24 protein-coding genes, 1 tRNA gene and 1 pseudogene are annotated in these 25,111 nt (G+C 70.9%); 13 read left to right on the forward strand and 13 right to left on the reverse strand.

What is annotated here, in order from left to right; all coding sequences use genetic code 11:
• The first annotated feature begins 68 nt into the window (after nucleotides 1–68).
• The 6 genes from ACFFR3_RS36080 to ACFFR3_RS36105 are packed head-to-tail and all read left to right on the forward strand — an operon-like array spanning nucleotide 69 to nucleotide 4,653.
• Nucleotides 69–1,877 carry an MDR family MFS transporter gene (locus tag ACFFR3_RS36080; RefSeq protein ID WP_364368440.1) on the forward strand — a complete coding sequence of 603 codons (1,809 nt, stop codon included), beginning with the start codon at nucleotides 69–71 and terminating at the stop codon, nucleotides 1,875–1,877.
• Complete coding sequence (locus ACFFR3_RS36085) at nucleotides 1,874–2,308, forward strand: hypothetical protein (RefSeq protein WP_345393558.1); 435 nt, start codon at nucleotides 1,874–1,876, stop codon at nucleotides 2,306–2,308. Before ACFFR3_RS36080 ends, ACFFR3_RS36085 begins: the two co-directional genes overlap by 4 nt.
• Complete coding sequence (locus ACFFR3_RS36090) at nucleotides 2,305–2,541, forward strand: hypothetical protein (protein WP_345393556.1); 237 nt, start codon at nucleotides 2,305–2,307, stop codon at nucleotides 2,539–2,541. The genes ACFFR3_RS36085 and ACFFR3_RS36090 overlap by 4 nt, the downstream gene beginning before the upstream one ends.
• A gap of 13 nt (nucleotides 2,542–2,554) precedes the next feature.
• Nucleotides 2,555–3,031, forward strand: coding sequence for a universal stress protein (locus ACFFR3_RS36095; RefSeq protein ID WP_345393553.1), 477 nt, complete (start codon nucleotides 2,555–2,557; stop codon nucleotides 3,029–3,031).
• A gap of 29 nt (nucleotides 3,032–3,060) precedes the next feature.
• Nucleotides 3,061–3,795, forward strand: coding sequence for a M15 family metallopeptidase (locus ACFFR3_RS36100; protein WP_379484600.1), 735 nt, complete (start codon nucleotides 3,061–3,063; stop codon nucleotides 3,793–3,795).
• 12 nt (nucleotides 3,796–3,807) lie between these two features.
• On the forward strand, nucleotides 3,808–4,653 hold the full coding sequence (locus ACFFR3_RS36105; RefSeq protein ID WP_379484601.1) for an NUDIX hydrolase: 846 nt from the start codon (nucleotides 3,808–3,810) through the stop codon (nucleotides 4,651–4,653).
• On the opposite strand, the gene ACFFR3_RS36110 is transcribed toward ACFFR3_RS36105, so the two are convergent.
• Complete coding sequence (locus tag ACFFR3_RS36110) at nucleotides 4,636–4,992, reverse strand: STAS domain-containing protein (RefSeq protein WP_364368450.1); 357 nt, start codon at nucleotides 4,990–4,992, stop codon at nucleotides 4,636–4,638. The genes ACFFR3_RS36105 and ACFFR3_RS36110 overlap by 18 nt on opposite strands.
• Before the next feature lie 24 nt (nucleotides 4,993–5,016).
• Here ACFFR3_RS36110 and ACFFR3_RS36115 point away from each other — a divergent pair.
• Nucleotides 5,017–5,103 (forward strand) — tRNA-Ser (locus tag ACFFR3_RS36115).
• A 1-nt stretch (nucleotide 5,104) separates the two neighbouring features.
• On the opposite strand, the gene ACFFR3_RS36120 is transcribed toward ACFFR3_RS36115, so the two are convergent.
• Nucleotides 5,105–7,390 carry a MinD/ParA family ATP-binding protein gene (locus ACFFR3_RS36120; RefSeq protein WP_379484602.1) on the reverse strand — a complete coding sequence of 762 codons (2,286 nt, stop codon included), beginning with the start codon at nucleotides 7,388–7,390 and terminating at the stop codon, nucleotides 5,105–5,107.
• A gap of 114 nt (nucleotides 7,391–7,504) precedes the next feature.
• Here ACFFR3_RS36120 and ACFFR3_RS36125 point away from each other — a divergent pair, with 114 nt between their 5' ends.
• Both ACFFR3_RS36125 and ACFFR3_RS36130 read left to right on the forward strand, forming a co-directional pair.
• The gene (locus tag ACFFR3_RS36125; RefSeq protein ID WP_345393538.1) at nucleotides 7,505–8,461 is read left to right on the forward strand and encodes an NAD(P)H-quinone oxidoreductase; all 957 of its coding nucleotides are present in this window, start codon (nucleotides 7,505–7,507) and stop codon (nucleotides 8,459–8,461) included.
• 5 nt (nucleotides 8,462–8,466) lie between these two features.
• Nucleotides 8,467–8,979, forward strand: coding sequence for a bacterial proteasome activator family protein (locus ACFFR3_RS36130; RefSeq protein ID WP_364368456.1), 513 nt, complete (start codon nucleotides 8,467–8,469; stop codon nucleotides 8,977–8,979).
• A gap of 30 nt (nucleotides 8,980–9,009) precedes the next feature.
• Here ACFFR3_RS36130 and ACFFR3_RS36135 read toward each other — a convergent pair whose 3' ends face one another.
• A complete protein-coding gene (locus ACFFR3_RS36135; protein WP_379484603.1) occupies nucleotides 9,010–9,807 on the reverse strand; it encodes a Cof-type HAD-IIB family hydrolase in 798 nt (265 codons plus the stop codon).
• 223 nt (nucleotides 9,808–10,030) lie between these two features.
• Here ACFFR3_RS36135 and ACFFR3_RS36140 point away from each other — a divergent pair, with 223 nt between their 5' ends.
• Nucleotides 10,031–10,234, forward strand: coding sequence for a cold-shock protein (locus ACFFR3_RS36140; protein ID WP_043619750.1), 204 nt, complete (start codon nucleotides 10,031–10,033; stop codon nucleotides 10,232–10,234).
• 187 nt (nucleotides 10,235–10,421) lie between these two features.
• Nucleotides 10,422–11,975 carry a beta propeller repeat protein gene (locus tag ACFFR3_RS36145; protein WP_379484604.1) on the forward strand — a complete coding sequence of 518 codons (1,554 nt, stop codon included), beginning with the start codon at nucleotides 10,422–10,424 and terminating at the stop codon, nucleotides 11,973–11,975.
• A 4-nt stretch (nucleotides 11,976–11,979) separates the two neighbouring features.
• Here the strand turns inward: ACFFR3_RS36145 and serS are convergent, their stop codons facing one another.
• From serS to ACFFR3_RS36165, 4 genes are all read right to left on the reverse strand, one after another.
• Complete coding sequence (gene serS / locus ACFFR3_RS36150) at nucleotides 11,980–13,242, reverse strand: serine--tRNA ligase (RefSeq protein ID WP_379484605.1); 1,263 nt, start codon at nucleotides 13,240–13,242, stop codon at nucleotides 11,980–11,982.
• Between the two features lie 113 nt (nucleotides 13,243–13,355).
• Nucleotides 13,356–14,276, reverse strand: coding sequence for a prephenate dehydratase (pheA, locus tag ACFFR3_RS36155; protein ID WP_364926922.1), 921 nt, complete (start codon nucleotides 14,274–14,276; stop codon nucleotides 13,356–13,358).
• Nucleotides 14,277–14,351: 75 nt separating this feature from the next.
• Nucleotides 14,352–14,771, reverse strand: a complete 420-nt coding sequence (locus tag ACFFR3_RS36160; protein WP_345393520.1) for a DUF4446 family protein — start codon at nucleotides 14,769–14,771, stop codon at nucleotides 14,352–14,354.
• Nucleotides 14,772–14,793: 22 nt separating this feature from the next.
• A complete protein-coding gene (locus tag ACFFR3_RS36165) occupies nucleotides 14,794–15,999 on the reverse strand; it encodes a glycosyltransferase 87 family protein (RefSeq protein WP_364368470.1) in 1,206 nt (401 codons plus the stop codon).
• Between the two features lie 351 nt (nucleotides 16,000–16,350).
• Here ACFFR3_RS36165 and ACFFR3_RS36170 point away from each other — a divergent pair, with 351 nt between their 5' ends.
• Nucleotides 16,351–18,759: a hypothetical protein gene (locus tag ACFFR3_RS36170; protein WP_379484606.1), complete on the forward strand. Its 2,409-nt coding sequence runs from the start codon at nucleotides 16,351–16,353 to the stop codon at nucleotides 18,757–18,759.
• 325 nt (nucleotides 18,760–19,084) lie between these two features.
• On the opposite strand, the pseudogene mptB reads toward ACFFR3_RS36170, so the two are convergent.
• The 4 genes and pseudogenes from mptB to ACFFR3_RS36190 form a co-directional block, all read right to left on the reverse strand.
• A pseudogene (gene mptB, locus ACFFR3_RS36175) lies at nucleotides 19,085–20,356 on the reverse strand (polyprenol phosphomannose-dependent alpha 1,6 mannosyltransferase MptB); the annotation flags it as partial.
• A gap of 298 nt (nucleotides 20,357–20,654) precedes the next feature.
• The gene (locus ACFFR3_RS36180) at nucleotides 20,655–21,194 is read right to left on the reverse strand and encodes a DinB family protein (RefSeq protein WP_364368476.1); all 540 of its coding nucleotides are present in this window, start codon (nucleotides 21,192–21,194) and stop codon (nucleotides 20,655–20,657) included.
• Nucleotides 21,195–21,222: 28 nt separating this feature from the next.
• Nucleotides 21,223–21,951 (reverse strand): glycosyltransferase family 2 protein, encoded by a 729-nt coding sequence (locus ACFFR3_RS36185; protein ID WP_364368479.1) that lies wholly within the window; start codon nucleotides 21,949–21,951, stop codon nucleotides 21,223–21,225.
• Between the two features lie 46 nt (nucleotides 21,952–21,997).
• Nucleotides 21,998–22,345: an STAS domain-containing protein gene (locus tag ACFFR3_RS36190; protein ID WP_345393493.1), complete on the reverse strand. Its 348-nt coding sequence runs from the start codon at nucleotides 22,343–22,345 to the stop codon at nucleotides 21,998–22,000.
• Nucleotides 22,346–22,532: 187 nt separating this feature from the next.
• Here ACFFR3_RS36190 and ACFFR3_RS36195 point away from each other — a divergent pair, with 187 nt between their 5' ends.
• The gene (locus ACFFR3_RS36195) at nucleotides 22,533–22,922 is read left to right on the forward strand and encodes a hypothetical protein (RefSeq protein ID WP_364368482.1); all 390 of its coding nucleotides are present in this window, start codon (nucleotides 22,533–22,535) and stop codon (nucleotides 22,920–22,922) included.
• Nucleotides 22,923–23,256: 334 nt separating this feature from the next.
• On the opposite strand, the gene ACFFR3_RS36200 is transcribed toward ACFFR3_RS36195, so the two are convergent.
• A complete protein-coding gene (locus tag ACFFR3_RS36200; protein WP_364368485.1) occupies nucleotides 23,257–24,360 on the reverse strand; it encodes a sensor histidine kinase in 1,104 nt (367 codons plus the stop codon).
• Complete coding sequence (locus ACFFR3_RS36205) at nucleotides 24,360–25,055, reverse strand: response regulator transcription factor (RefSeq protein ID WP_355416044.1); 696 nt, start codon at nucleotides 25,053–25,055, stop codon at nucleotides 24,360–24,362. The genes ACFFR3_RS36200 and ACFFR3_RS36205 overlap by 1 nt, the downstream gene beginning before the upstream one ends.
• Between the last annotated feature and the right edge of the window lie 56 nt (nucleotides 25,056–25,111).

Here is a 25,111-nt window from a genome sequence, read left to right on the forward strand (position 1 = left end):
CCGCGCGGCTAGTAAACGGACGTATACTCGTCGAGGACAAAAATGAACGAAGGGGATGTGGTGTTGTCTTGGTAGCGCACGCACCGGCCGCGTCCCCCGCGAAGCGGCACTACACCCACCGCGAGATCCTCGAGGTTCTGTCCGGGCTCATGCTCGCCATGCTGACCTCGATGATCTCGACTTCCGTGGTGGGCACCGCGCTGCCGACGATCGTGGGGGAACTAGGCGGTCAGGACCAGTACTCATGGGTCGCCAGCGCGACCATGCTGACGATGACGGTCTCGACGCCGTTGTGGGGCAAGCTGTCCGACGTCTTCGGGCGCAAGCTGCTCTTCCAGAGTGCTCTGGTGCTGTTCGTGGCGGCCTCGGCGGTGGCCGGCATGTCGCAGAACATGGGGCAGCTCATCGCCGCGCGTGCCATCCAGGGCCTGGGTGTCGGTGGTCTGTCGGCTCTGTCGCAGGTGATCCTGGGGGACATCGTCTCGCCGCGCGAGCGTGGCCGCTACTCCGGCTACATGGGCGCCGTCTTCGGCATCTCGACGGTCGCGGGGCCGTTGCTGGGCGGGTTCATCGTGGACACCGAGTGGCTGGGCTGGCGCTGGTGCTTCTACGTGGTCGTGCCGTTCGCCCTGGTGTCGTTCTTCGTCATCCAGAAGGTGCTCAAGCTGCCGCGGATCAAGCGGAAGACCTCGATCGACATCTGGGGCGCCACGACGATCACGGCCAGCGCGAGCGCGCTGATGCTGTTGCTGACCCTCGGGGGCAACGAGTTCGAGTGGAACTCGCCCTGGACGTACGTGCTCGCCGCCACCGCGCTGCTCATGCTGGCGCTGGCCGTGCTCTCGGAGCGGACCGCGCGCAACCCGATCCTGCCGCCGCGGCTGTTCCGCAACAGGACGTTCGTGCTCACCAGCCTCGCCTCGCTGTTCGTCGGCATGGCGATGTTCGGCGCGATGATCTACCTGCCGCAGTACCTGCAGATCGTCAAGGGGCTCAGCCCGACCAACTCGGGCCTGATGACGCTGCCGATGGTCATAGCGCTGTTCCTGGCCGGCGTCATCTCCGGGAAGATCGTCACCCAGACCGGGCGGTGGAAGATCTTCCCCGTGGCGGGCCTGCTCATCGTGGCCATCGGGCTGTTCCTGCTGTCCAGGCTGCACGTCGACTCCAGCGAGTGGCTCATCGGCTTCGACGTCGCGGTCCTGGGCACCGGCCTCGGCCTGTCCATGCAGATGCTCATCCTGGCCGCGCAGAACGGCTCCGAGCTGCGTGACATGGCCTCGACCACGTCAGGCGTGTCGTTCTTCCGCTCCCTGGGCGGCGCCGTCGGCGTGGCCGCGTTCGGCGCGATCCTCACCGGCCGGCTCAAGGACGAGATGGCCGCGATGCTGGCGGCGGCCGGCATCAAGCTCCCCGGCGGCGGTGACGTCAAGCTCGGCAGCCCCGAGGCCATCCAGCACCTTCCAGGGCCGGTCAAGAACATCGTGCTGGAGTCGTTCACGCGGGGCCTGGAGACGGTGTTCATCGTGGGCGTGCCGATCGCGCTGCTCGGCTTCGTCGCCACGATCTTCCTCAAGGAGCTGCCGCTGCGCGGCTCGGCCGCGCCCGCGGCACCCACCCCTCAACCGCTCAGCAAGGACGACCTCGTCCTGGCGGGCCTGCTGCTGGAGCTCATCGCCCAGCGCATCGAGCGAGCCAACGGTGAGCGCTCGGCACTGCTCACCGCGGTCGCCGACATGGCGCCACCCGACGGCCGCTCGGAACGCGAACGGGCCAGGTCGGTCGCGCAGAGCGTGCTGCGGCCCACCTCGCGCGCCCTGATCGCGCAGGCCACGCCACCGCAGAAGGACCTCGTCTCAGGAGGAATCACACAATGATTCGCAAGTTCGTGGGTGCCGTCGCCGCGGCCCTGGCCGTCATGGCCGGGCTGTGGCAGATGATCGCGCCCTTCGCCCTCGGCACGCAGCCGGAGGACGCCGACTGGACGAACGCCACCCAGTCGGAGTTCTTCACCGGCCTCGGCGTGGCCGTCGTGGGCGTCGTGGGCGCGATCGCCTTCGTGGCGGCCATTCACGAGGACCTGGTGGTGCGCGGCCTGGTCGTGCCGAAGCCGCGCCGCGAGCCAGAGCCGGAGCCTGAGCCCGTGCCGGTCGCTCCCGCCGGGCCGCAGGCCACCTCCGCCGAGCTGGCGAGCCTGCTGGCCCCGCTCGTGGAGGCGCTGCGTGAGGACCTCAACACCCGTACGGGCGGTGGCGAGCACCGCCAGAACGGCAAGGCTTCCCTGGTCGGAGTGGAGGACAACCGTTGAAGGCCAAACTGGGCGTGGGCGCCCTGGTGCTGCTGTTCCTCGGCGGCCTGTGGCTGATCGCGGCCCCGTTCGCGGTCGGCTACCAGCCGCGCGGCGCCGAATACGCCGACGCGACCGTCAACGACCTCTGGCTGGGCGGCGCCCTCGCCGGGATCTCGTTCGTGGCCCTGGTGATCTACGCGGCCGACGCGCTGCGCGAGCTGGCGCACCGCGGCAGGCACGCCGACGTCTGACGCGGGCGATGCCGTGTTCGGCAGTGGCACGGACCCGCAGTGGGAGCCGCTGGCAGGCAGGCTCCCCGAAGGGCGGTTCGAGATCGGCAAGGACGGCGTCGGCCTGCTCGTCGTGGGCTTCGACGGATCGGGCCCGAGCCGCAACGCGCTCGCGTACGCGGCCGGGCTCGCCCGCAGGGACGACGCGGCCCTGCTGATCGCCTTCGTCGAGGCGCTCAACACCTCGACGCTGTGGTTCTTCGCCGGGTCGCCCATCATCCCCGACGCGGCGGCCGACCTGACCCAGGACCTCAGGGAGGAGCTGCGCGGGGCCGGGGTGCCGTGGCGGTTCGTCAGCCTGCGCGGTGACGCGGCCCGCGAGCTCGAGGCGCTGGCCAGCACGTACATGGCGGACGCCATCGTGGTGGGCCGCTCCCGCTCCTCGTGGCGGCGGTCGGTGGCGGCCAGCCTGGCGAAACGAGCTCGCCGTACTGTGCTGGTAGTGCCCTGACCTGGCCCGACGTCGCATATGGTGGCGAGATGAAGCGTGCTGCCGCCATCGCGTTCGTGGTGCTCGCGTCCGCCGCGTGTGCGGCCGCGGAGGAGCCCGCGGCCTCCGCCGACCCGCCGCGAGAGCCCGCCACCGTAACTGCCACCGCCGAGCCGACGTCGGAGCGTTCCGCAGCGACGCCCAGCCCGACGGCGCCGCCCGCGTTCACCTCGAAGGTCTCGCGCGTCTCCCGCGACCGCCTGCCCTACTCCTGGCGCCCCGGGTGCCCCGTTCACTACCGCGACCTGCGGCTGGTGACGCTGTCGTACTGGGGGTTCGACGGCAAGCCGCACACCGGTGAGCTGGTCGTGCGCAAGACGGTGACCGACGACATCGAGACGGTCTTCAAGAAGCTGTACGACCGCCGCTGGCCGATCAGGCAGATGAAGCTGGTCGACGCGTACAAGGCCGACGACTACGACTCGATCGACGCCGACAACACCTCGGCCTTCAACTGCCGCCGGGCCACGGGGTCCAGCAACTGGTCGAACCACGCGTACGGCGAGGCCATCGACGTCAACCCGCTGGAGAACCCGTACGTCACCGCGAGCGGCGGCACCGCCCACCGCAACGCGAAGAAGTTCACCAAGCGCCCAATGAAGGGTAAAGGTGTGATTAATCCCGGCGACCGGGTCGTCAAGACCTTCGCCCAGGTCGGCTGGGAGTGGGGTGGCTACTGGTCAGGCGCCAAGGACTACCAGCACTTCTCCAAGGGCGGAGGCTGAGAGGATTCCCTCATGACGGCGAAGGACGGCGACGGCTGGACCGAATGCGCCCAAGGCCATCGGCACTGGGGCGTCCACGGCGCGTCCGGGCTCCTGGTCGTGCACCACGACGATCGCGGCATCCCGTACGTGCTCCTGCAGAAGCGCTCGCTGCGCTGCCACCACGGCGGCACCTGGGGGTTGCCCGGCGGCGCCCGCGACAGCCATGAGGACGCCGTCACCAGCGCGCTGCGCGAGGCCCACGAGGAGGCCGCGCTGGGGGCGGAGGCGCTCCGCGTCCAGGGCGTCTACCGCGACGACCACGGCGGGTGGGCGTTCGAGACCGTCATCGCCGAGTCGCCCGAGCTGATCGCCGCCGCGCCGGCCAACTCGGAGAGCGACGAGATGCGCTGGCTGGCCCTGCCCGAGGTGCCCCAGCGCGAGCTGCACCCGGGCTTCGCCGCCACCTGGGACGACATCAGCGGCGCGCTCCAGCCCGAGACTCTCGTGCTCGACGTCGCCAACATCGTCGGCGCGCGGGCCGAGCGGGGCTGGTGGAACGACCGCCTGGGCGCCGCCACCCGGCTGCTGGAGGCCGTCTCAAGGCTGCGGCTGAGCCATCCGGTGCTGGCGCAGTGGTATCCGCGCATGGTGGCCGTCGTGGAGGGCGCCGCACGCAGCGCGCCCGAGGTGCCCGGCATCCAGGTGGTCGCGGCCATGGGGAGCGGCGACGACGCGATCGTGGACGTCGTACGCCGGGCCAGGGTCTGGGAACGCCTGCTCGTCGTCACGGCGGATCGTGGCCTGCGCGAACGCGTGGCGAAGCTGGGCGCCGAGACCGTCGGCCCCAAGTGGCTGCTCTCACAACTGCCCGCGTAGGTCCACCCGGTCGAAGGCGGCCCTGAGCCCCGTCACGTCGAGCACCCGGTGCAGGACCCCGTGGACGCCCACGATGCCCAGCGACCCGGCCTGCGCGGCGACCCTGCGCCGGTGCTCCACCAGCACCCACAACCCGCTGGAGTCGCAGAACTCGAGCCGCCCGGCGTCGATCACCACCTGCACCCTGCCTTCGGTGAACAACGCGACCAGGGTGTCCTTGAGCAGTGGCGCGGTGAGCTTGTCGAGGTCACCGCTCAGCCGTACGAGCGCGTCGCGGGAGCCGCGCTGCACCTCGACGTCGAGATCCGCCACCACCTGAACGTACACCCCTGTCACCACAGCCGCTATCGTGGTTTCCGCACAGGAGGGTTCGCATAGTGGACGAGTGCAGCCGCCTTGAAAGCGGCCAGGTCAGCGATGGCCTCGTGGGTTCGAATCCCACACCCTCCGCTCAGTCGCGGATCCCCGCGAAACCGTCGCCCACGCTGGCGGCGAGCTGGAGATAGGCGTCCCTGGTCGGCTCCTGCAGCCGGTCCAGGTCGATCTCCGCGCCCTCCTCCAGATGCGGGTCGTACGGCACCCTGATCACCGCGCGGCACCTGGCGGCGAAATGGGCCTCCAGCTTCTTGATGTCCACCGCCGACTTCGACCTGGGCCGCACGCTGCACAGCACCACGGTCGCGTTCTTCACCAGGTCGCCGTAGTGGTGGGCCTCCAGCCAGTCGAGCGTCGCCGAGGCCGCCCTGGCGCCGTCCACCGACGGGGAGCTGACCAGCACGATCTGGTCGGCGAGCCCCAGCACGCCGCCCATCGCCGAGTGCAGCAGGCCGGTGCCGCAGTCGGTGATGCAGATCGAGTAGAAGTTCTCCAGCACCTGGGAGACGGCCTGGTAGTCGGCGCCGCTGAACGCCTCGGAGACCGACGGGTCGCGGTCGGAGGCCAGCACCTCCAGCCGCGACGGGGCCTGCGAGGTGAACGCCCTGATGTCGACGTACCGTTTGACCTGGTCACGCTCGTTCAGCAGGTCGCGTACGGTGGCCGAGGTCTCCAGCTCCAGCTTGTCCGACAGCGTGCCGCGGTCGGGGTTGGCGTCGACGGCGATCACGCGGTCGCCGCGCACCTGCGCGAGCGTCGCGCCGAGGCCGACCGTGGTCGTGGTCTTGCCCACTCCGCCCTTGAGGCTGAGCACCGCGACGCGGTGGTGTCCCGCGGTGACCGGGGTGCGGGCGCGGGTCACCAGCTCGCGGCGGCGGCGCACCTCCGGGGGCTCGCCCGGCTTGATCCAGCCGCCCGACGCCTTGTAGACGATGCGCCGCCAGCCCTTGGAGGGGGCGTTACGCCGTCCGCGTAGCAGGGACTCCGGGTCGAGGCTCTCGGCCGTGGGCTTGCCGGTCGCCGGTGGCCTGGGCGGCGCCGTGAATACGGGCACGGGGGCCGGGCGGCGCGGCGGGCGCACCGGGGGGATGTCCCGCTCGGCCGGGCGCCACTCGGGCTGCTCGGCCCACTGGGGGCGCTCCTCCGGCTGCTCGGTCCACTGAGGGCGGTCCTCCGGCTGGTCGCGTACCCACTGGGGGCGCTCTTCCGGCTGCTCCCTGCCCCACTGGGGAGCGTCCTCCTGGTCCCAGCGAGGAGCCTCTTCCGTCTGGTCGCGGCCCCAGCCCGACGGCTTGTCCTTCGGGTCCTGGCCCCAGCCAGGCGTCTTGTCCTTCTGGTCCCAGCTCGGGGCCTCGTCCTTCGCGGCCGGGTCCTGGGTCCAGGCCGCCGGGGTCTCGTCCGCCTGGGCCGCCTTACCCCAGCTCGGCGCCTTCTCCGGCGGGTCGACCCAGCTGGTGGGCCGGTCCGGCGGCTCGGTGGCGGCGGGCTGCTCGTCCTCGCGGCGGTCCCAGTGCGGGAGACCCTCCGACTGCTCGCGGCTCCACTGCGAGCCCTCCTTGGCCCACTGCGGGATGTCGGTTTCGGGCGCGCTCCGGCGCTCGTCCTCGGTCTCGGGGGCCGGCGTCTCGGCGGCGTCCCACTGCGGGCGCTCGGTGCGCGGCAGGGTTTCGGACACGTCGGGCGGCCAATTCGGACGGTCGTCACGCGCGGCCGGCTGCTCCTCCGGCTCCTCGGCCCTCTTCTGGGCCGGCTCCTCCGTGTCGTCGGCCTGAGCCGGAGGCTCGGTGCGCGGCCGGGTGTCGGTTGCCCCGGAGTCCTTGGTCTCCTTGGCCGGCTCTCGGGCGCTCTCGTCCTCCGCGGCGGGCTTGTCCTGCGGCGGCTCTACCCGGACCGTGTCATCGGGCCCAGGCCAGTCGGACGCGGGCGGCCAGGTGCTCTCCTCGGCCTTCCCGGCCGGCTCCGCCGGGGTGAAGGGCAGCGCGTACGTGTCGGTGTCGTCCGGCCGCGGCAGCGGCTTGAGCGGCGCGAGGAACGGATCGTCCACGCTCGGCGCGGCGCTCGCCCGCGGCTCGTCGGCCGTGAACCTGGCCGGCCACTCGCCCGAGTCGCTCGCCGGGCGTTCATCGGTCGCCGCCGGGCCGCCGTACGCGGAGTCGACCGCGGCCCTGAACAGCGGCTGCGGCGGCGTCTCGTGCTGCTGCGGCACGAGCGACCAGGGGTCTTTGGGGTACGGCGACGCGACCGGCTCGTCGACCGGGGCGGCCGGCGCGCTCACGGAGACGGGAGCCTCTTCCGTCTCTTTGATCGCGTCAAGCCAGGCGAGCTGTTCCTCGAGAGATTCTTCTCGATCGTGTCTTGCCACCGTGTTCCCCCTCGGGTGGGTCTAAAGGGGCAGCAAATACATTGCAGGGTAACGCCACCCGCTCGGTCGCAGCCCGGCAACCCACAACTTCTTTGCCCGGCTACCGTGGTTCGCATGCGAGCCATTGAGATCGTCGAACCGGGCGGACCAGAGGTGCTGGAGTGGCGCGAGGCGCCGGATCCCCACGTCGGGCGCGGAGACGTGCTGATCGACGTGACGGCGTCGGCGGTCAACCGCGCCGACGTGCTGCAGCGGCAGGGATTCTACGACCCGCCGCCGGGCTCGTCGCCGTACCCGGGGCTCGAGGTCTCGGGCGTGGTGGCCGAGGTAGGGGCGGACGTCGAGCAGTTCAAGCCGGGTGACGAGGTGTGCGCGCTGCTCGCCGGCGGCGGTTACGCCGAGCGCGTAGCCGCGCCCTGGCAGCAGGTCATGCCGGTGCCCTCCCAGGTGTCGCTGCGCGAGGCCGCCGGGCTGCCCGAGGTGGCCTGCACGGTCTGGTCCAACGTCTTCATGGTCGGGCGGCTGCGCAGGGGCGAGACGCTGCTCATCCACGGCGGGGCCAGCGGCATCGGCACGTTCGCGATCCAGCTCGCCAAGGCGCTCGGCAGCCACGTCGTCACCACCGTCGGCTCAGCCGAGAAGGCCGACCGAGCCAGGGAGCTGGGCGCCGACGAGGTGATCAACTACCGCGAGGAGGACTTCACCGACAAGGTGCGGGCCGACGTCATCCTCGACATCATGGGCGCGAAATACCTGGACAAGAACGTCCGTTCCCTCAAGACGGGCGGCCGGCTGGTGGTCATCGGCATGCAGGGCGGCACCAAGGCCGAACTCAACCTGGGCATGCTGCTGGCCAAGCGCGCCTCGGTGCACGCCACGACACTGCGCTCGCGGCCCGTCGACGAGAAGGGCGCCATCGTGCGCAGCGTGGTCGACAACGTGTGGCCCCTGGTCGGAGCGGGTGCCGTACGTCCGGTCGTGTACGCCGAGGTGCCCATGGCCGACGCCGCCGAAGCTCACCGAATGTTGGATTCGGGGGAGCACGTCGGCAAGATCCTGCTAGTACGGTGAGTGTTATGAATGCTGAGGACAACAACACCCCCCACGTCGTGGTGGTGGGCCCTGATTTCCAAGGTCAGGGCGATGGTGGCGAAGACGACCGCTCGGTCACCAACCTGGTCGAGCAGCCCGCCAAGGTGATGCGTATCGGCAGCATGATCCGTCAGCTCCTCGAGGAGGTGCGCGCGGCTCCCCTCGACGAGGCCAGCCGCAAGCGGCTGAAGGAGATCCACGAGTCCTCCATCAAGGAGCTCGAAGACGGTCTCGCGCCCGAGCTGGTCGATGAGCTGGAGCGGCTCTCGCTTCCGTTCACCGACGACAACGGCACGCCGCCGAGTGACGCCGAGCTGCGCATCGCGCACGCCCAGCTGGTCGGCTGGCTCGAGGGCTTGTTCCATGGCATCCAGACCACGCTGTTCGCGCAGCAGATGGCCGCCCGCGCCCAGTTGGAGCAGATGCGCAGGGCGCTGCCAGGGGTGCCGGGTGACGAGGGGCAGCGGCCGCCCGGCGGTTCCGGCCCCTACCTGTAGGCCCTTCTCAGGGCCTGCGGGGCTCCGCCGTCAGGCGTAGAGCTTCTCGATCACCTGCGCGACACCGTCGTGGTCGTTGGTCGCGGTCACGTGATCGACCGCCGCCAGCACGCGAGGGTGCGCGTTGGCGACCGCGTACGACGTGCCTGCCCAGCTCAGCATGGGCAGGTCGTTGGGCATGTCGCCGAATGCGATGGTCTGCGATGGCTTGATCTCCAGCTGCTCCGCGAGCGCCGCCAGGGCGGTGGCCTTGGTCACGCCCTGGGCGCTCATCTCGATCAGCCCTCTGCTGCTGGAGTGGGTGGTGGTCACGAGATGGCCGACCAGCTCGTCCACGGCCGCGTGGAGCTCGTCGGCGTTCATGCGGGGATGCAGGGCGAGCAACTTGGCGCATGGACGGGAAGTGACCGATTCCACACGCGCTGCTCCGAGTGCCCGGTCCAACCCGCCGAGCCGGAAATCTGACTCATGCGCAAAACCGGCTTCATACTCGACCGAAAATACGAGTTCGGGCACGTTCGCTCTTAGCTGAGCGACGACTTCCTCGAGCACCTCGATGCCGATGAGGTGAGATTCCACTATCCGTTCGGTATGGAGATCGTAGATCAGCGCTCCGTTCGCGCAGATCGCCAGGCCACGGTGACGTACCGCGCTGGCCACCCCGCCCATCCACCGGGGCGGACGCCCGGTCACGAAGGCCAGGACCGCCCCTGATTCCTCGACTTTGCCGAAGGCGGCGACCGTGCGGGGAGACACGGTTCCGTCCGTACGCAACGCGGTGCCGTCGAGGTCGGTGGCCACTAGACGCGGTGCGGGAAGGCTGCGCATAACAGGTTCCAGTTTGCCCGGTGATGCCGCCTGACAGAAATCTTCGTTGGGAGGGGAACACCAACGCTCCAGAATGGTGTTAGATGTGATGGCGTTGTATTAGCTGATCCCGTAGTGAAAACCAGCATGACTTTGTCTGAGCCACCCCGGGTGCTTGCTGTACGACACACCGGGACCCACGAGGTGTGGGTCCCATAGATTCACATCCTGAGGGAGAGCTTTTATGGCTCAGGGAACCGTCAAGTGGTTCAACGCCGAGAAGGGCTTCGGCTTCATCGCCCCGGACGGCGGTGCGCCGGACGTGTTCGTGCACTTCTCCGAGATCGTCGGCAACGGCTACCGCAGCCTTGAAGACGGCCAGCGGGTCGAGTTCGAGATCACGCAGGGCCAGAAGGGGCCGCAGGCCTCTCAGGTCCGAGCCATCTGACCTGTAGCAGCGAGACAGACCGGAGTTCGCTTCCAGCGGGCTCCGGTCTTTTGCTTGTGTCGAGTGTGATGTCGGATTGGTCACGGCTGTGACTCGACTCACATGACCCTTGAACCGCCCCGTCCCCCGAGCGGTCAACCTGGGTATGAGGTACGCGTGGCTGTGCCACCCCGTGACGGTTGCCGGGGTGCTCGTGCTCTTGGTCAACGACCACCTGCTCAAAGCGGCCTTTCCCGGCGTCGTGACGGGCAAGCTCAGCGACGTGGCCGGCCTGCTCGTGGCCCCCGCCCTCGTCGCCCTCCTCCTGACCCGCCCCGCAGCAGCCCTCACGAAACGCCTGCTCCACGGTCTCGACCGACGACTCCCTGAGCGGCTGCGGCGCTTCCTGCGGCGGCTCCCTGGAGGAGCCCGGTCCTCCAGGGGCGTCCGCTCCGATCGGCGCCCCTCCCACCTCTCCGGAAGCGGCCACCACCCCTCCTCGGTCGGGCCGCTGCGCCGGCTTTCCCGCTTCGTGCGGTCCGGGGGGCCGTGGGTGGGGAGTGACGGGGTGGCGGTCGTGGTGACCGGGGTGCTCTTCGCGGCCGTGAAAACGACGGAGACGGGCGCGGAGGCCGCCTCCCATGCCTGGACCTTCCTCGCGGGCCCGTCGCGGGTCCTGGCCGATCCTACGGACCTCCTGGCGCTGCCGGCCATCGCCCTCGCCTGGTGGGTACGCGCCCACAGCCTCCGCCGCCCGCCCGCCGCCCGCTGGCGGTTCGCGGTGACGATGCCCCTGGCCGTGCTCGCGGTGACCGCGACCTCGGCGGCCCCGCCCACCCCGTACGTCGGCTCCGTCACGGTGGACGACCAGGACCGCATCGCCGTCCACACCTGGCCGCACACCGTGTGGACCTCGGAGGACGGCGGCCGCACATGGTCGGAGAGCACCGCGGACAAGGAGAGGAAGGGTCAGACCGCCCAGTGCGTGCCGAAGCAGGCCACCCGGTGTTACCGCGTGACGGAGGACCGCAAGGGCGTCGAGCAGTCGGACGACGGCGGCAGCACCTGGCGGCCGTCCTGGCGCCTGTCGTCGGACGACATCGAACGCCTCAGCAGGCGCTACGACGACCCCTCCGGCTTCCCCACCACCTTGGCCGTGCAGGCCAGGCCCGGCGGCCACATCGTGGTCGTCGCCGGCGGTCCCGACTCGGTCGTGATCCGCGACGTCTCAGGGACGTGGCGCCGCGTCTCCCTGCCCGAGGAGGCCCCTGAAGTCCCGCTGCGCGGCGAACTCGTCTGGGCCTGGGCCCTGGCCGCGTGCGCGCTGTTCGGCTTCATGGGGGCTGGCCTGCGCCGCTACGGGCGTACGTATCTGGGCATCGCCGCCGTCACCTGCGCCGGGTTCGCGGCGGCGCTCACACCCTGGTTCGACTACGCGTCGATGCCGGCGAACCAGGAGGTCTCGATGCTCATGGGCACGGGCGGACTTCTGGCAGCGGTGCTGGGCGCCCCGGTCTGCCTGGGGCTGGCGGTCGCAGGACGGCCGCGCAAGGTGCCCGTCCTGACCGGCGTGCTCGGGGCTCCGCTGGTCTACGCCGCCGTCTCGCTGCCCTTCAGGGCCTGGGCCGACGGTTCCCTGGCGTCGTACCAGATAGCCGTCGCCCTGGCCGTGCTCCTGACGGCGGCGGTGCTGGTCGCGGGCGCCCTGCTGGTCAGGCGCGACGCCCGCGCCGAGGAGCAACGCTCCTCGGCGGGGCTCTGAGCACCTACTTGGGGGGCTCCAGGACATCGAGCCCGACGTACGGCCGCAGCGCCGCGGGAACCACCACGGAGCCGTCGGCCTGCTGGTGGTTCTCCAGGATGGCCACGATCCAGCGGGTCGTGGCCAGCGTGCCGTTGAGCGTGGCCAGGTGCTGCGGCTTGCCGTCCTTGTCGCGGTAGCGGACGGCGAGCCTGCGGGCCTGGAACTCGGTGCAGTTGGACGTCGAGGTCAGCTCGCGGTAGCGGCCCTGGGTCGGGATCCAGGCCTCGCAGTCGAACTTCCTGGCCGCCGACATGCCGAGGTCGCCGGCCGCCGTGTCGATGATCCGGTAGGGGACCTCGATCTTGGCCAGCATCTCCTTCTCCCAGGCGAGCAGCCGCAGGTGCTCCTCGTGGGCGTCCTCGGGCCGTACGTACGAGAACATCTCGACCTTGTCGAACTGGTGCACCCTGATGATGCCCCTGGTGTCCTTGCCGTACGAGCCCGCCTCGCGGCGGAAGCACGACGACCAGCCCGCGTAGCGCAGCGGCAGCTCGTCGCCGCCGACGATCTCCTGGGCGTGGTAGCCGGCCAGCGACACCTCGGAGGTGCCGACGAGGTAGAGGTCGTCGTCGGGCAGCCGGTAGATCTCCTTGTCGTGGGCCACGTGGAAGCCCGTGCCCTGCATGGTCTCGGGCTTGACGAGCACCGGCGTGATCATCGGCGTGAACCCGGCCTCAATGGCCTGCTGCATCGCCATGTTGAGCAGGCCGAGCTGCAGCCGCGCCCCGACGCCCTTGAGGAAGAAGAACCTGGCGCCCGACACCTTGGCGCCGCGCTCCATGTCGATCGCGCCGAGCGCCTCGCCCAGGGCCAGGTGGTCCTTCGGCTCGAAGTCGAACTTCCGGGGCTCGCCGTGCGTCTCGAGCACGACGTAGTCGTCCTCGCCGCCGGCCGGGGCGCCCTCCTCGACGATGTTGGGCACCGTCTGGAGCACGCCGTCGAGCTCGGCGCCCAGCTTTTCCGCCTCGGCCTCGGCGGCCTTGACCTGGCTCGCGAGGTCTTTGGCCCGCTGGAGCAGCGCGGCCTTCTCCTCGCCCTGCGCCTTGGAGACCGACTTGCCCATGCTCTTCTGCTCCGCGCGCAGAGACTCGAACGAGGTCAGCGCGGATCGGCGGCGCTCGTCGAGGTCGAGCAGCGTGTCGACGACAGAGTCGTCCTCACCGCGGGCACGCTGCGACGCCCGTAGCCGGTCGGGGTCCTCACGAAGGGTACGCAGGTCAATCACAAGGAAAGGCTACCGGCGTACGGACCCCCGCTGCCCCTCGTTATCCCCGACACCCGGAAAACCCGCCGACGACCCGCACCGCGCCCCGCCGGCGGGCCGCACGGCACGCCAGGTCAGATCTCGCCCGCGCGCACCTTGGCCAGCCACTCGGCGGCCTCGGCGAAGTCGGAGTCGGAGGTGCCGCGCTTGATCTGGGGCACCAGCCCGTCGGCGCGCGGGTAGCTGCCGAGGAAGCGCACCTCGCCGCAGATGCGGTGCAGGCCGGCGATGGCGTCGCCCACCCGCGCGTCGGCGATGTGGCCCTCGAAGTCGAAGTGGAAGAAGTAGCGGCCGATGCCGTCGCCGGTGGGCCTGGACTCGATGCGGGTCAGGTTGACCCCGCGCACCGAGAACTCGGTCAGCATCTCCAGCAGCGCGCCCGGGTGGTCGTCGGCCAGGAAGACCACCAGCGTGGTGCGGTCGGACCCGGTGGCCGGCGGCAGCGGCCCAGGCCGCGCGACCTTGACGAACCTGGTCACCGTGTCGGACCTGTCGCCGATGCCGGAGGCCAGCTCGACCAGCCCGTAATGCTCGCCCGCGATGCGGGCGGCGATGGCCGCGTCGTACGGCGACCCTGGCAGCGCCACCTCCTGCGCCGCGGCCGCCGTCGAGGGGGCGGACACCACGACGGCGTCGGGCAGCTCACGCGCGACGAACGCGCGGCACTGGGTGATGGCCGCGGGATGCGTGTAGACCCGCTTGATGTGGGGGATCTCGGTGCCCGGCCGCGCCAGCAGCGAGAACTGCACCGGCAGCAGCAGCTCGGCGTTGATCACCAGCGGCTCGCCCCACGCGAACTCGTCGAGCGTCGTGGTGATCGCGCCCTCGATCGAGTTCTCCAGCGGCACGACGGCGCCGTCGGCGTCGCCGGAGCGCGCGGCGTTGAGCGCGGCGCTCACGTTGGCGCAGGGCAGCCGGTCTGCCGTGGGATCGAGGAGCCGCAGGGCCTCTTCGGTGAAGGTGCCTTCCGGTCCGAGATAGGCGAGTCTGGGCATGCGTCCAGGGTATCCGCAGGTGGGCGGCCTCGCGGCCGTTTACTCCGATGGCTCGTCTCCGGCGTGGATCACCTGCTAGAACGTCCCCGGCACCGGCCCCGCCACCAGGGGCCCCAACCCGAGCCTGGCCGCGCGCACGGCCTCTTCCTCCTCGGGCGACAGCGGCTCCTGCCCCTTGCCGCCGACCACGGGGCGCACGTACGTACGGGTCTCGCTGCGCCCGTTGATGGACGTCAGCACGATGCCGTCGCCCAGCCCGTTGATCATCGCCACCGAGAACGACAGCCGCCCCGTCATCTCCGACAGCGCGTCATACCGGCACACGGCGACGTCCCTGATGGCCTTGAGATCGCCGCGGCCCTCGCCGAGCTGCCGGGCGAGCAGCCGCCGGCAGTCTTCGACCGTGGCCCTGGCCTGCCGCAGCGCCGAATAACCGACCAGCACGCCACTGACGCCTGCCACGGCGCCCACGATCACCCAGATGGTAACGAGCACGACACGAAGGGTAACGGGAAAGTCAAGCGAGCTGCCGCCGTTTCGGCAGCCAATGCACCAGCAACCACACCAGGGCCAGCGCGCCGAGCCCGAACCCGTTCTGGACGATCTTCCCCAGCACCACGCTGACGCCCGGGATGTCCGCCGCCTTGAGCGACACCCCCCACCATGGCACCGGCACCACGTAGTACAGCCACACTCCGGCCGCCACGCGCAGCCGTACCGGATCGCGGCCGTCGCCGGCGATCGCGGCGAGCACCACGACCACCCAGGCCAGGTGGTGGATCCAGGCGACGGGCGACAGCAGCACGGCCATCAGCCCGACCAGCGCGACCGCCGTCACGTGATCATCGTTCCGGTACGCGTCCCGCGCCCCGCGGAAGCCGTACCAGCCGACCGCCGCCACGATCGCCAGCCAGAGCACCGAGGTCAGCGCGTCCGGCCAGTAGAGCCTGATCAGCATCCCGCGGATCGACTGGTTGGTGGTGGCCGCGTTCGCGCCGAGGCGTTCAGGGTCGAGCAGCGCGGAGAACCAGAAGTCGGCCGCGTCCTGCGGGATCACCGCGAACGGCAGCAGCGTCAGCACCGCCGCCGCGAAGGAGGCCATGAAGAACGTCCGCCACTGCTTGGTGATCAGCAGGTAGATCAGGAAGACGCCCGGCGTCAGCTTCACCGCCGTCGCCAGCCCGATCAGGAACCCCCTGGGCCACCACGGCCGCCGCGCGACACAGTCGGCCACGCACAAGGCGACCAGCAGGATGTCCACCTGCCCGAACCTGACCTGGTCCCTGATCGGCATCAGGTACGTGCATAGGACCATGAGCAGCGCGAACACCCACGGCGCGTATTTACGCAGCGACTCCCTGACCAGCAAGGGCCGGAACGAGAACCCGACCGTCACCGCCAGCGCCACGAAGATCCCGGCCGTCCACACCCACTGCGCCGTCTCCCACGACATCCCGGCCAGCCCCACCGCCAGCATCGCCGCGACCGGCGGGTAGGTGAACGGCAGCAGTTGCGGGGCCGGCGTGAAGTAGTCGTACACCGGGCGGCCGTCGAGCAGCATCTGCCCGCCGGTACGGTAAACGTCCAGGTCGACCAGGCGTTGGTCGTCGGGGTTGGTGAGCCACTCGTACACCAGCGGCGCCGCGGCCGCCGCGACGAGCAGGGCCGCGATCACCCAGGCCCACCACTGCCGCCGTCTCACCCGTACCTCGCCACTTGTCACGGTGTGGCACGTTACCGTGGCTGTTGTTTGGTCGAGGGGCAGACTACTGGGGGTCCGTACATGCCGAACGCCATGGCGTGCCCGGTCCGGCGCGAAAAGCGGCGGCGCCGCCGCCTCCTGACGACCCTCTTGGCCCTGTCCGTCCCGCTCCTCTGGACCGCCCCCGCCACAGCGGCCACGGCTCACCCCACCTCGAGCCTTCACCGAGAAACCGCCCTGCCCGATGACCCTCTGATCGGCAGCGCTCGTCCTGCCGCCCCGGGCGGGCGAGCCACCACCGCGACCGGCGGCACGAGCGCCCCGGCGACGGCCACCCCCACGGGCGGCACCGCGAACGCCCTCCAAGGCCGAGTGGCTCTGATCGGCGTCCCTGGGCTGGAGTGGAGCGACCTCGACCAGACGCGCACCCCCAACCTGTGGCGCCTCATGTCCGAGGGCTCGTCGGCCTCCCTCTCGACGCGCACCGTGCCGCCCCCCGGGCGCGGCATCACCTGCCCCACCGCGGGCTGGCTGACCGTCTCGGCAGGCCAGCGAGCCGGGACACCGGACGAGGGCTGCCCCGCACCACCCGCCCCTCAGCAGAGCGGCGAGGGCGCCACCATCCCGGGCTGGGACGCCCTGACCGCCCACCAGTCGGAGACCGGGTACAACGCCCGCCTCGGCACCCTGGGCCAGATCGTCACGGACGGCGGCGGCAAGGTGGCCGCCATAGGTCCGGGCGCCGCGTTGGCCGCCGCCGACAAGTCCGGAAATATCGCCAAATACGCCCCCACTCCTTCCGCCCTGGGCGACCCCACCCCGTACCACCTGATCGTCCTGGAAGCCGCCGGCCTGGCAACGGCCTGGTCACAACAGCCCGTGGACGACTACGGCATCCCCACCGCCCTTCCCGCGGCGGCCCGCGAGAAGGCCGTCGCCGAAGCCGACGGGCGCATCGGCGCCCTGCTCACCCGGCTCCCTCCCGACACGACGATCCTGCTGGCCGGCGTCTCCGACGTCACCCCGAACGCCCACCTCCACGTGGCCATCGCCACCGGCCCTGCACCGACCGGCCCCGCCTACCCCCACGGCTACTTGACCGCCACCTCCACTCGCCAGGACGCCCTGGTCACGATCAGCGACCTCACCGCGACGGCCATCGACGTCCTGGGCCTGACCCCACCCCGAGAAGTGGTCGGCCGCCCCTGGCAGGCCGGCGGCCAACCTCCCGCGACCCCCGCCGACGTGGCGACGGAACTGGCCGACGAAGACCTGGCCAGCCAGGTGTTGCGTGAGGTCCGCGGCCCGTTCTTCACCGTCCTGGTCATAGCCCAACTCCTCTTCTACGCCTTCGCCGCCCTGACCCTCCGCCACCGCCACCCCACCCGGAAAGCCCAGCGGTCGGGTGCAGAAAGCACACGAACACCCCCCACCACCCAGCCTCGGCCCACAGACCACCAGCCCACCGCCACAGCCCTCGAAGGAGAAGCACCCCCGGGGGCAACCGCCACATCCGCACAAGCCGCCCAGACCGACGCCCTCACAGACCAACCACCGGCCACCCAGCCCCCGGCTGAACAGGCGACCCCGGCCGGCACCCCAGCACAACCGGCAACCCCGGGCCGGCCGACCCCAGGCGGCGGCGCCCCCGCGCACGTGGCCGCCCCGGGCCAGTTGGCCGCCGCCCACTCGGCCGGCGAGCCGGCGAGCGGGTCTCTCGTGCTCAAGTCCGTGCAGGTCGTGGCTGTGGTCAGTGGGGCGATCACCGTTTCGACGTTTCTGGCGCAGCTCGTGCCCTGGTGGACGTTGCCGGTGCCGATGGTGTCGGTGATCGTGACGATCGTGGGCATCGCCGGGCTCATCACCGCCGTGGCGTTCGCCGGCCCCTGGCGTGCGCACGTGCTCGGCCCGCTGACGGTCGTCGCCGCCGTCACCTCGCTGGCCCTCCTCCTCGACGTCATGACCGGCTCGACGCTCCAGGTGAACGCCGTCGGCGGGTACGAGCCCGTGACCGGCGGACGGTTCTACGGCTTCAGCAACATCGCCTTCGCCATCTACGCCACCGGCACCATCCTCGCCCTGGCCGGGATCGCCCACTGGCTGCTCGGCAAGGGCGTGCCGAAGGCCGTGGTGGTGACGCTGTGTGCGGTGTACGGGGGGTTCGCGGTGTTCGCGGACGGATGGCCGGCCTGGGGTGCGGACTTCGGGGGCGTGCCGGCGTTCGTGGTCGGTCTGGCGGTCTTCCTGATCCTCCTCTCCGGCCGGCGGGTGTCGCCGCTGCTGCTGGTGCTGGTCGGGCTGGCGGGGGCGGTGCTCGTGGGCGCCCTGTCCGTGGTGGACTGGCTGCGTCCGGAGTCCGAGCGCACCCACCTCGGCACCTTCGTCCAGCAGATCATCGACGGCGAGGCGTGGACGATCATCGGACGCAAGTTCGGCGCGATGATCGGCGTCACGGTCGGCAACTGGTCGCTGACCCTCCTCTCGCTGGTGGCGCTGGCCTTCCTGTTCTTCGTGCTGGCCCGTCCCTCACGCTGGGGCGTGGCCGCGCTCGGCCTCGCGTACGGGCTGACCCCCACGCTCAGAGCGGGCCTGTTCGGCGCGCTCGCCTGCGCCCTCATCGGCTTCCTCATGAACGACTCGGGCATCGCCATCCCCGCTATGGCCCTGACCGTCGCGGTGCCGCTGACGCTTGCCGCCTGCGTTCGCGCCCTGCAGCTCGCCACGCCCACACCACCAGCGCCACCGTCAGAGCCAGCAGCGCCCAGCCGAGCTGAGGTCTGACCACCGTACGCAGCCACTCGAGGTCGTCGGGCTGCCCCTCGACCCTGGCCGGCAGGTACGCCAGCGACAGCACCAGCAGATGCGCGACCACGAGCCCGTCCAGCGCGGACGCCCCCACCAGCGCCAGCATCCCGAGCGCCAGCCCGTCGTACCAGGGCAGGATGTACGGCGTCGCGAACAGGTAGGCCACCACCAACGCCATGGCGACCACCGGCGCATCCAACCCCCCGGACGCCACCGAAGAGGCATGCCCGGAAAGCGCGCCAGGTTGGCTGGAGAGCGCCCCACCGCCGCTCGACCACCCGGCACGTACGGCCAGGCGGAGCAACGACCACGCGATGAGCACGAGCACCAGCAGCGACCCGACCTGGATGGCCCCCCGGTAAGCGCTCCCCGTCCCCACGACGGCCTGCAGCCAGCCCTGGACGAGCTTCCAGAACGAGGCATGGGAGATCGACTTGCTCGTACGGGTGATCGGCGCGAGGGCGTCGAACCCGACGACGGCGTACCCGACGACCACCACCGCGACCGCGCACCCCGCCATGAGCGCCAGGCGGCCGGGCCGGCGGCGCAACTCCCAGGCGGGGCCGAGGGCGACGAGACCGGCGTTCACCTTGATCGCCACCCCCAGCCCGAGCAGGACACCTGAGCCCATGGGACGCCCCCTGGCCAGCAGGGAGGCGACCATGCAGGCGATGGCGAGGGTGTCGACGTGCATGCCGGCGACGAGGTGATAGAGAAGCAGCGGGTTGGCCGTCCACAGCAGGGCCGCCCTCAGGCGCCTGCGGGGGTCGTGCCGGGTGAAGCGGTCGACGAGCAGCCCCGTCACGATGAACGCGGCGGCGTTGAACAGCGCCAGGACGAACATCGTCAGCCTGAGCGAGTCACCGCCGATCCAGCTCGCCACCGCCTGCACGGCCGTGGCGACCGGCCCGTAGACGCTCGGCTCCTCCCGCCAGGGCTCCTCGACGGCGTCGGCGATGGGGTCGCCTGGGAGGTCGATCGCGCCGTGGGTGTACGGATCGACGCCCAAGGTGACCATGCGCCCGTAAGCGGCGTAGTTGAGGTGGTCCCCGGACCCGGAGGGCGGCAGGAACGCCAGCACGGCGGCGGCGACACACCCGACGAGCACCAGAGCCCTGGCATTGAGGAGCACTCCTCCGAGCCGGTTGAGCGGGGCGGGAGAGGGCCTGCGGAAAGCGGCACCCCCCGAGCCATGGTCGGGGGCGTCCGGAGTGGCCGTGGGGATGGCGCCGGGGCCGTCTGGAGCGACCGTAGGGGTGGTGTCGGAGCCGTAGGGGGTGGAGCCGGAGCCGTCGCGGGTGGAGCCGGAGCCGTCGCGGGTGGAGTCGGGGTTGTCGCGGGTGGTGGGCGGAGGGGAGCCGGGGCGGCTTGTCGCGAGGAGGGCGGCCAGGAGGCCCAGGCCGCCCAGGAGCAGGGTTGCGGCTGCCAGGGCGATGATGAGGTAGGGGCCGGGGTGCGCCGCCAGGGAGTAGGGCGGCTGCCAGGCGGGGCCGGTGAGCGCGGGGACCATCGCGGACGGGCCCAGGAGGCCGATGGTGATGGTCAGCAGGATCGAGGCGACGATCGCCACCATGGCCGGCCCGGCCAACCGGCCTCGTCCCTGTTTGCGCCGCGCTTCCGAAGTCACCGGAAGATTCCAGCACACCCGCGGAAGGGATCCGGCCCGCTCAGCCCCTCCTGTGGACAACCGCAGCGAATCACCCCGGCCTGTGGACAACCCGCCGACCTCTCCGTCCACCAGCCCACAGGCTGCTGCACGCTTGGGTCGAATCCACCGGCAAGCCGAAGGCCGGTCAGCCCGCGCTCGAAGCTCAAGCGAACGCGCTGCCGGACCGTGCCACAGAGCGCCCTCTAGCCACCCCGAGCGAAAATCATTCGCCGGTGAGGCCGTCCACCGACTCGCGGATGAGGTCCGCGTGGCCGTTGTGGCGGGAGTACTCCTCGATCATGTGCACGAGGATCCACCGCAGGCTGGGCTCGCGGCCGTCCGGCCACGCGCGCCTGGCCGGCTGGTCGAGGCCGCCGGCGGCCAGGGCCTCGTCCAGGAGGTGGCGGGAGCGGGTGACCGCGTCCTGCCACAGCGCGTGCAGGTCCTCCGGGGAGTCGGCGGACGCCGAGTGCCAGTCCCAGTCCTGGTCCGCCTTCCAGTCGACCGTGGTCCACAGCGGCTGGCCGGGCCGGTCGTGCAGCATGCGGGAGAACCAGTGGTCCTCGACGTACGCCAGATGCTTCAGCATGCCCCCGAGCGTCATCGCCGACGCCCCCACGGTGGCCTTCAGCCCGGCGGCGTCGAGGCCGGCACACTTCCACGCGAACGTCGCCCGGTGGAACTCCAGGTAGCCCACGAGCGTGCCGAGCTCGTCGGCGGCGAGGGGAGGCTCAGGACGGCCCTGCTCGTCTGTGTCGGTCATGGGCGGTCAGTTTAGGGGGTTCGCCGGTTCAGCGCTTGGGACGAAGTTTGTCCAGATTTTGTACGACCACCGGCTCCCGTACCGCCAGCGCCCGCGCCACGTCCCGGAGCTGCCGCGCCCGGTGGAGCTGGGCGCGAAAGTCGGTGCCGGTGGCCCGGTGGGCCATGTCGACCTCGACCTCCTTGACGCGGAACCCCTTGCGCAGCAGGTCGATCGTCAGCGCCGTCTCCACTCCGAACCCGTGCGCCAGCGGGCGCGCCGCCTCGAAGGCCGCCCTGGTCAGGCAGCGCTGGCCGTTGAGCGGCTGGGTGGCGTCGAAGCCGGTGGCGCGGCGGATGCCCTCTTTGGACAGGCGGACCACTAACCCGTGGCCGCCCAGCTTCACCCTGGTGGAGAAGACGGCGATGGTCATGTCGGCCTCGCCCGCGCGTACGGGCTCGATGAGAGGCGCGGCGGTCTGAGCGGTTTCGCCCAGGTCGGCGTCGAGGAACAGCAGGTGGCGGGGGGCGTCGTCCTCGTCGAGGAGGCGTACGGCCTCGGCCCCCGTCTCCATGGCGGCGGCCTTGCCCCGGTTGCGGCTGTGCCGGACGACCCGCGCGCCGGCCGCGCGGGCGACCCTGCCGGTCTGGTCGTGCGAGCCGTCGTCGACGACCACGACGAGATCGACGCCCGGCAGGGCCGCGGCGGCCTTGACGGTGGCGGCGATGCGGTCGGCCTCGTTGGCGGCCGGGATGACGACCGCCGTGTCAGCGCTCATCGAGCCGCACCTCCTTCAAGCGCGGCGCAGCCGCGATCGCGTTGCCTCATGATCCCTCGGTGATGAGGAACTCCTGCGGCACCTCTTCGTGCACGGTGAACACCGAGTCGAGCCCGGTGACCTGCAGAATCTTGCGTACGGCGGGACGCGGCGCGGCCACCTCCAGCGTCCCTCCCTGCTCTTTCATCCGCTTGAGCGCCGAGAGCAGGACGTTCATCCCCGTGGAGTCGCAGAAATCCACGGCGGACATGTCGATGACCACCCGGCTAGGCCCTTCCTGCAGCAGCCGAGTGAACTCGGACTGCAGGTGAGGCGCCGTATAGAGGTCGATTTCCCCGGTGACGGCAACGAGTGCGCACCCGGCATGTGATCGAGTCGAGACCTTGAGCTCCACATGGGCAGGCTAGCGGCGCTGAGGCTTCCGGTCACGTTGTCACGCCGATAGGGCAACCACAGGTTTTTGTCCTCCGTTTGGGCTCCATGAAAACGGAGAGTACGCGAAGCTTGACAGCGTGACACCGGAACCGCCACCGCCTCACGGAGAAGGAAGGGCTGGGGCACGACCGAGGAGCCCCGGATCGATGAACGCAGACGAACCCGAAGATCCGCAGCGTCAGGGCCTCCGCGAACGCCTGGAGACCATCCTCATCACCACGGAGAAGGCGACGTCATGGCATGAAGAAGCAGGTCACCTGCGCGCCCTGGTGAACCATGAGGGCTACGTCCCCATCCGCACCCGCCTCGCGATCGAGGACCTGGAGTTCCTGGCGGGGGCGCGTACGGAGTTGCTCAGGTTCTCGGAGCTCGGGCTGAGGTTGCTCGACCTCCACCAGCCGCGCGACGCGGGGGGCATCACGAGCGACGCGGCACATCCGATCCTGCGCTGCAGGAGCTGCATGTGGCGCTGGCCCTGCCCGACGTTTCGGGCGATGTCGGAGTCGTTCGGCCGGGAGGCCGCAGAAGGCCCCTGACAGACCCGCACGCCAAAATCTCGCCGACCAAGGGTTGTCAGCTGTCAGCGGAATGATCAGCTCGCATCAGTTCTTCCCTGCGACCGTCGCCGTGTGAGGCTTTCCCGCTGGGCCCGGCCGAACAGCGTGCACTACCAGATCGCTTGGCAGCGGGCACGAGAGGGGAAGATGCGCCAGGTTCGGTTTCGAGCATCTGTCGGCCGCGCGCGAGGCGAGCGGGCGGCCTGGTTTCACGTCGCCGGGCAGTTCCCCGGAGACGCTGAACGCCTGTGGAGGCGGCGTAAGACCAGGTTCCGGCTCGGCAGATGCCAGCGAAGCGAAGCAGGCAAGAGAATCACTTCGATTCTCCGAGCGGCAGCCGGATCTCGAACCGGCACCCCGGCCCGTCGTTGACCACGCCGATCTCCCCGTCGTGCGCCTCCACGATCCCCTGCGCGATGGCCAGCCCCAGCCCGGCTCCGCCGTCCGCGCTGGGCGTCCGCGCGGCCTCCCCCCGGAAGGCGACCTCGAACACCCGGGGCAGATCCTCCTCGGGGATCCCCCCGCAGCAGTCGGTGACCGACAGACAGGCCATCCCCTGCTCGACCGCGGCCCTGAGCACCACGGGCCGGTCGGACGGCGTGTGCCGGATGGCGTTGACCACGAGGTTGCGCAGCGCCCGCCCCAGAGCCCCCGCGTCGGCCTCCACGGGCACGGCCGCGGCGGCCTCGGCGGTGAGCATCACCCCCTTGGCCCTGGCGAGCGGCTCGGCCCCGGCCAGCGTGTCGGCGACCAGGTCGGCGAGCCCGATCCGCGAGCGTGACAGCCGCAGCGCCCCCGCGTGGATGCGGGACAGCTCGAACAGGTCGTCCACCATCGCCGACAGCCGCTCCACCTCCAGCTTGATCTGCCCGTGGTAGCGGGTGACCGTCTCGGGGTCGGTCACCACGCCGTCCTCGAGCGCCTCGGCCATGGCCCGCATGCCGGCCAGCGGCGTACGCAGGTCGTGGCTCACCCACGCCACCAGCTCGCGCCGCGCCCCTTCCAGGGCCTGCTCCCGCGCGTACGCCTCCTCCAGGGTGTTGGCGATCGTCTGCAGCTCGGCCGGGAGCCCGGTCGGCGCGACGAACGGCAGGTCGCGTACGGCGGCCACCAACCGCCTGCTCTCCTGGACGACCCGCCTGGCCAGCACGAACGCCACTCCCAACCCCACGAGCCCCCCGACGGCCACCACGCTGAGCACGAAGTCCTTGGTGGGCCCCTCGATGATCATCTTGTTGATGATGGCCACCACGCCCGCCAGCGTGGCCGCCACCGCGACCACCACGACGACGGCCATGGCCACGCCGATCGACCGCGTGCGCAGCCGCCCCATCAGCCAGACGCCCGCCAGCGCGATGAGCAGCCCGAGCCCGGCCGTGACGGCCATGACCATGGGCAGGTCGCCGGGGCGCGGCATCAGAGGCCGTCCAGGGGCTCGTAGCGGTAGCCGACCCCCCACACCGTGACGATCCTGCGCGGTTCCGTCGGGTCGGGCTCGATCTTCTCCCGCAGCCGCCGTACGTGGACGGTCACCGTGGACGAGTCGCCGAACGACCATCCCCAGACCTGGTTGAGCAGCGCGGAGCGGCTGAAGGCCTGGCGCGGGTTGCGCATGAGGTAGGCGAGCAGGTCGAACTCGCGGGCGGTCAGCAGCACCTCCTCGCCGCGCAGGCGTACCTCGTGGGCTCCGACGTCCACCAGCAGGTCGCCGTCGCGCAGCACGCCGGTGCCGCCGGTGACGGAGGCCCCGCGCGCCCGCCGCAGCACCGACTGGACGCGCAGCGCCAGCTCGCGGGGGCTGAACGGCTTGGTCACGTAGTCGTCGGCGCCGGTCTCGAGACCGACGACCCGGTCGATCTCCTCGCCGAGCGCGGTCAGCATGATCACGGGCACCGGCCAGCGCTCCCGCAGCCGCCGGCACACCTGGAGGCCGTCGATCTTGGGCAGCATGAGGTCGAGGACCATGAGGTCGGGCGGATGGGCGAGGGCCCTGCGCAGCGCCTCGGCGCCGTCGCCGACGCACTCCACCTCGTGCCCGTCGCGCTCCAGATAGCGCGCCACGACCTCGGACACCGTGGGATCGTCGTCCACCACCAGGATGCGCGTGTTCACGTCTTCACGGTACGGCCCCGCCGCCCGGAACCGGCCGGTACGTCATGGCTTCGTAA

Origin of the sequence: Nonomuraea salmonea, assembly GCF_042428605.1 — a bacterium.
Classification (GTDB): Bacteria; Actinomycetota; Actinomycetes; order Streptosporangiales; family Streptosporangiaceae; genus Nonomuraea; species Nonomuraea salmonea.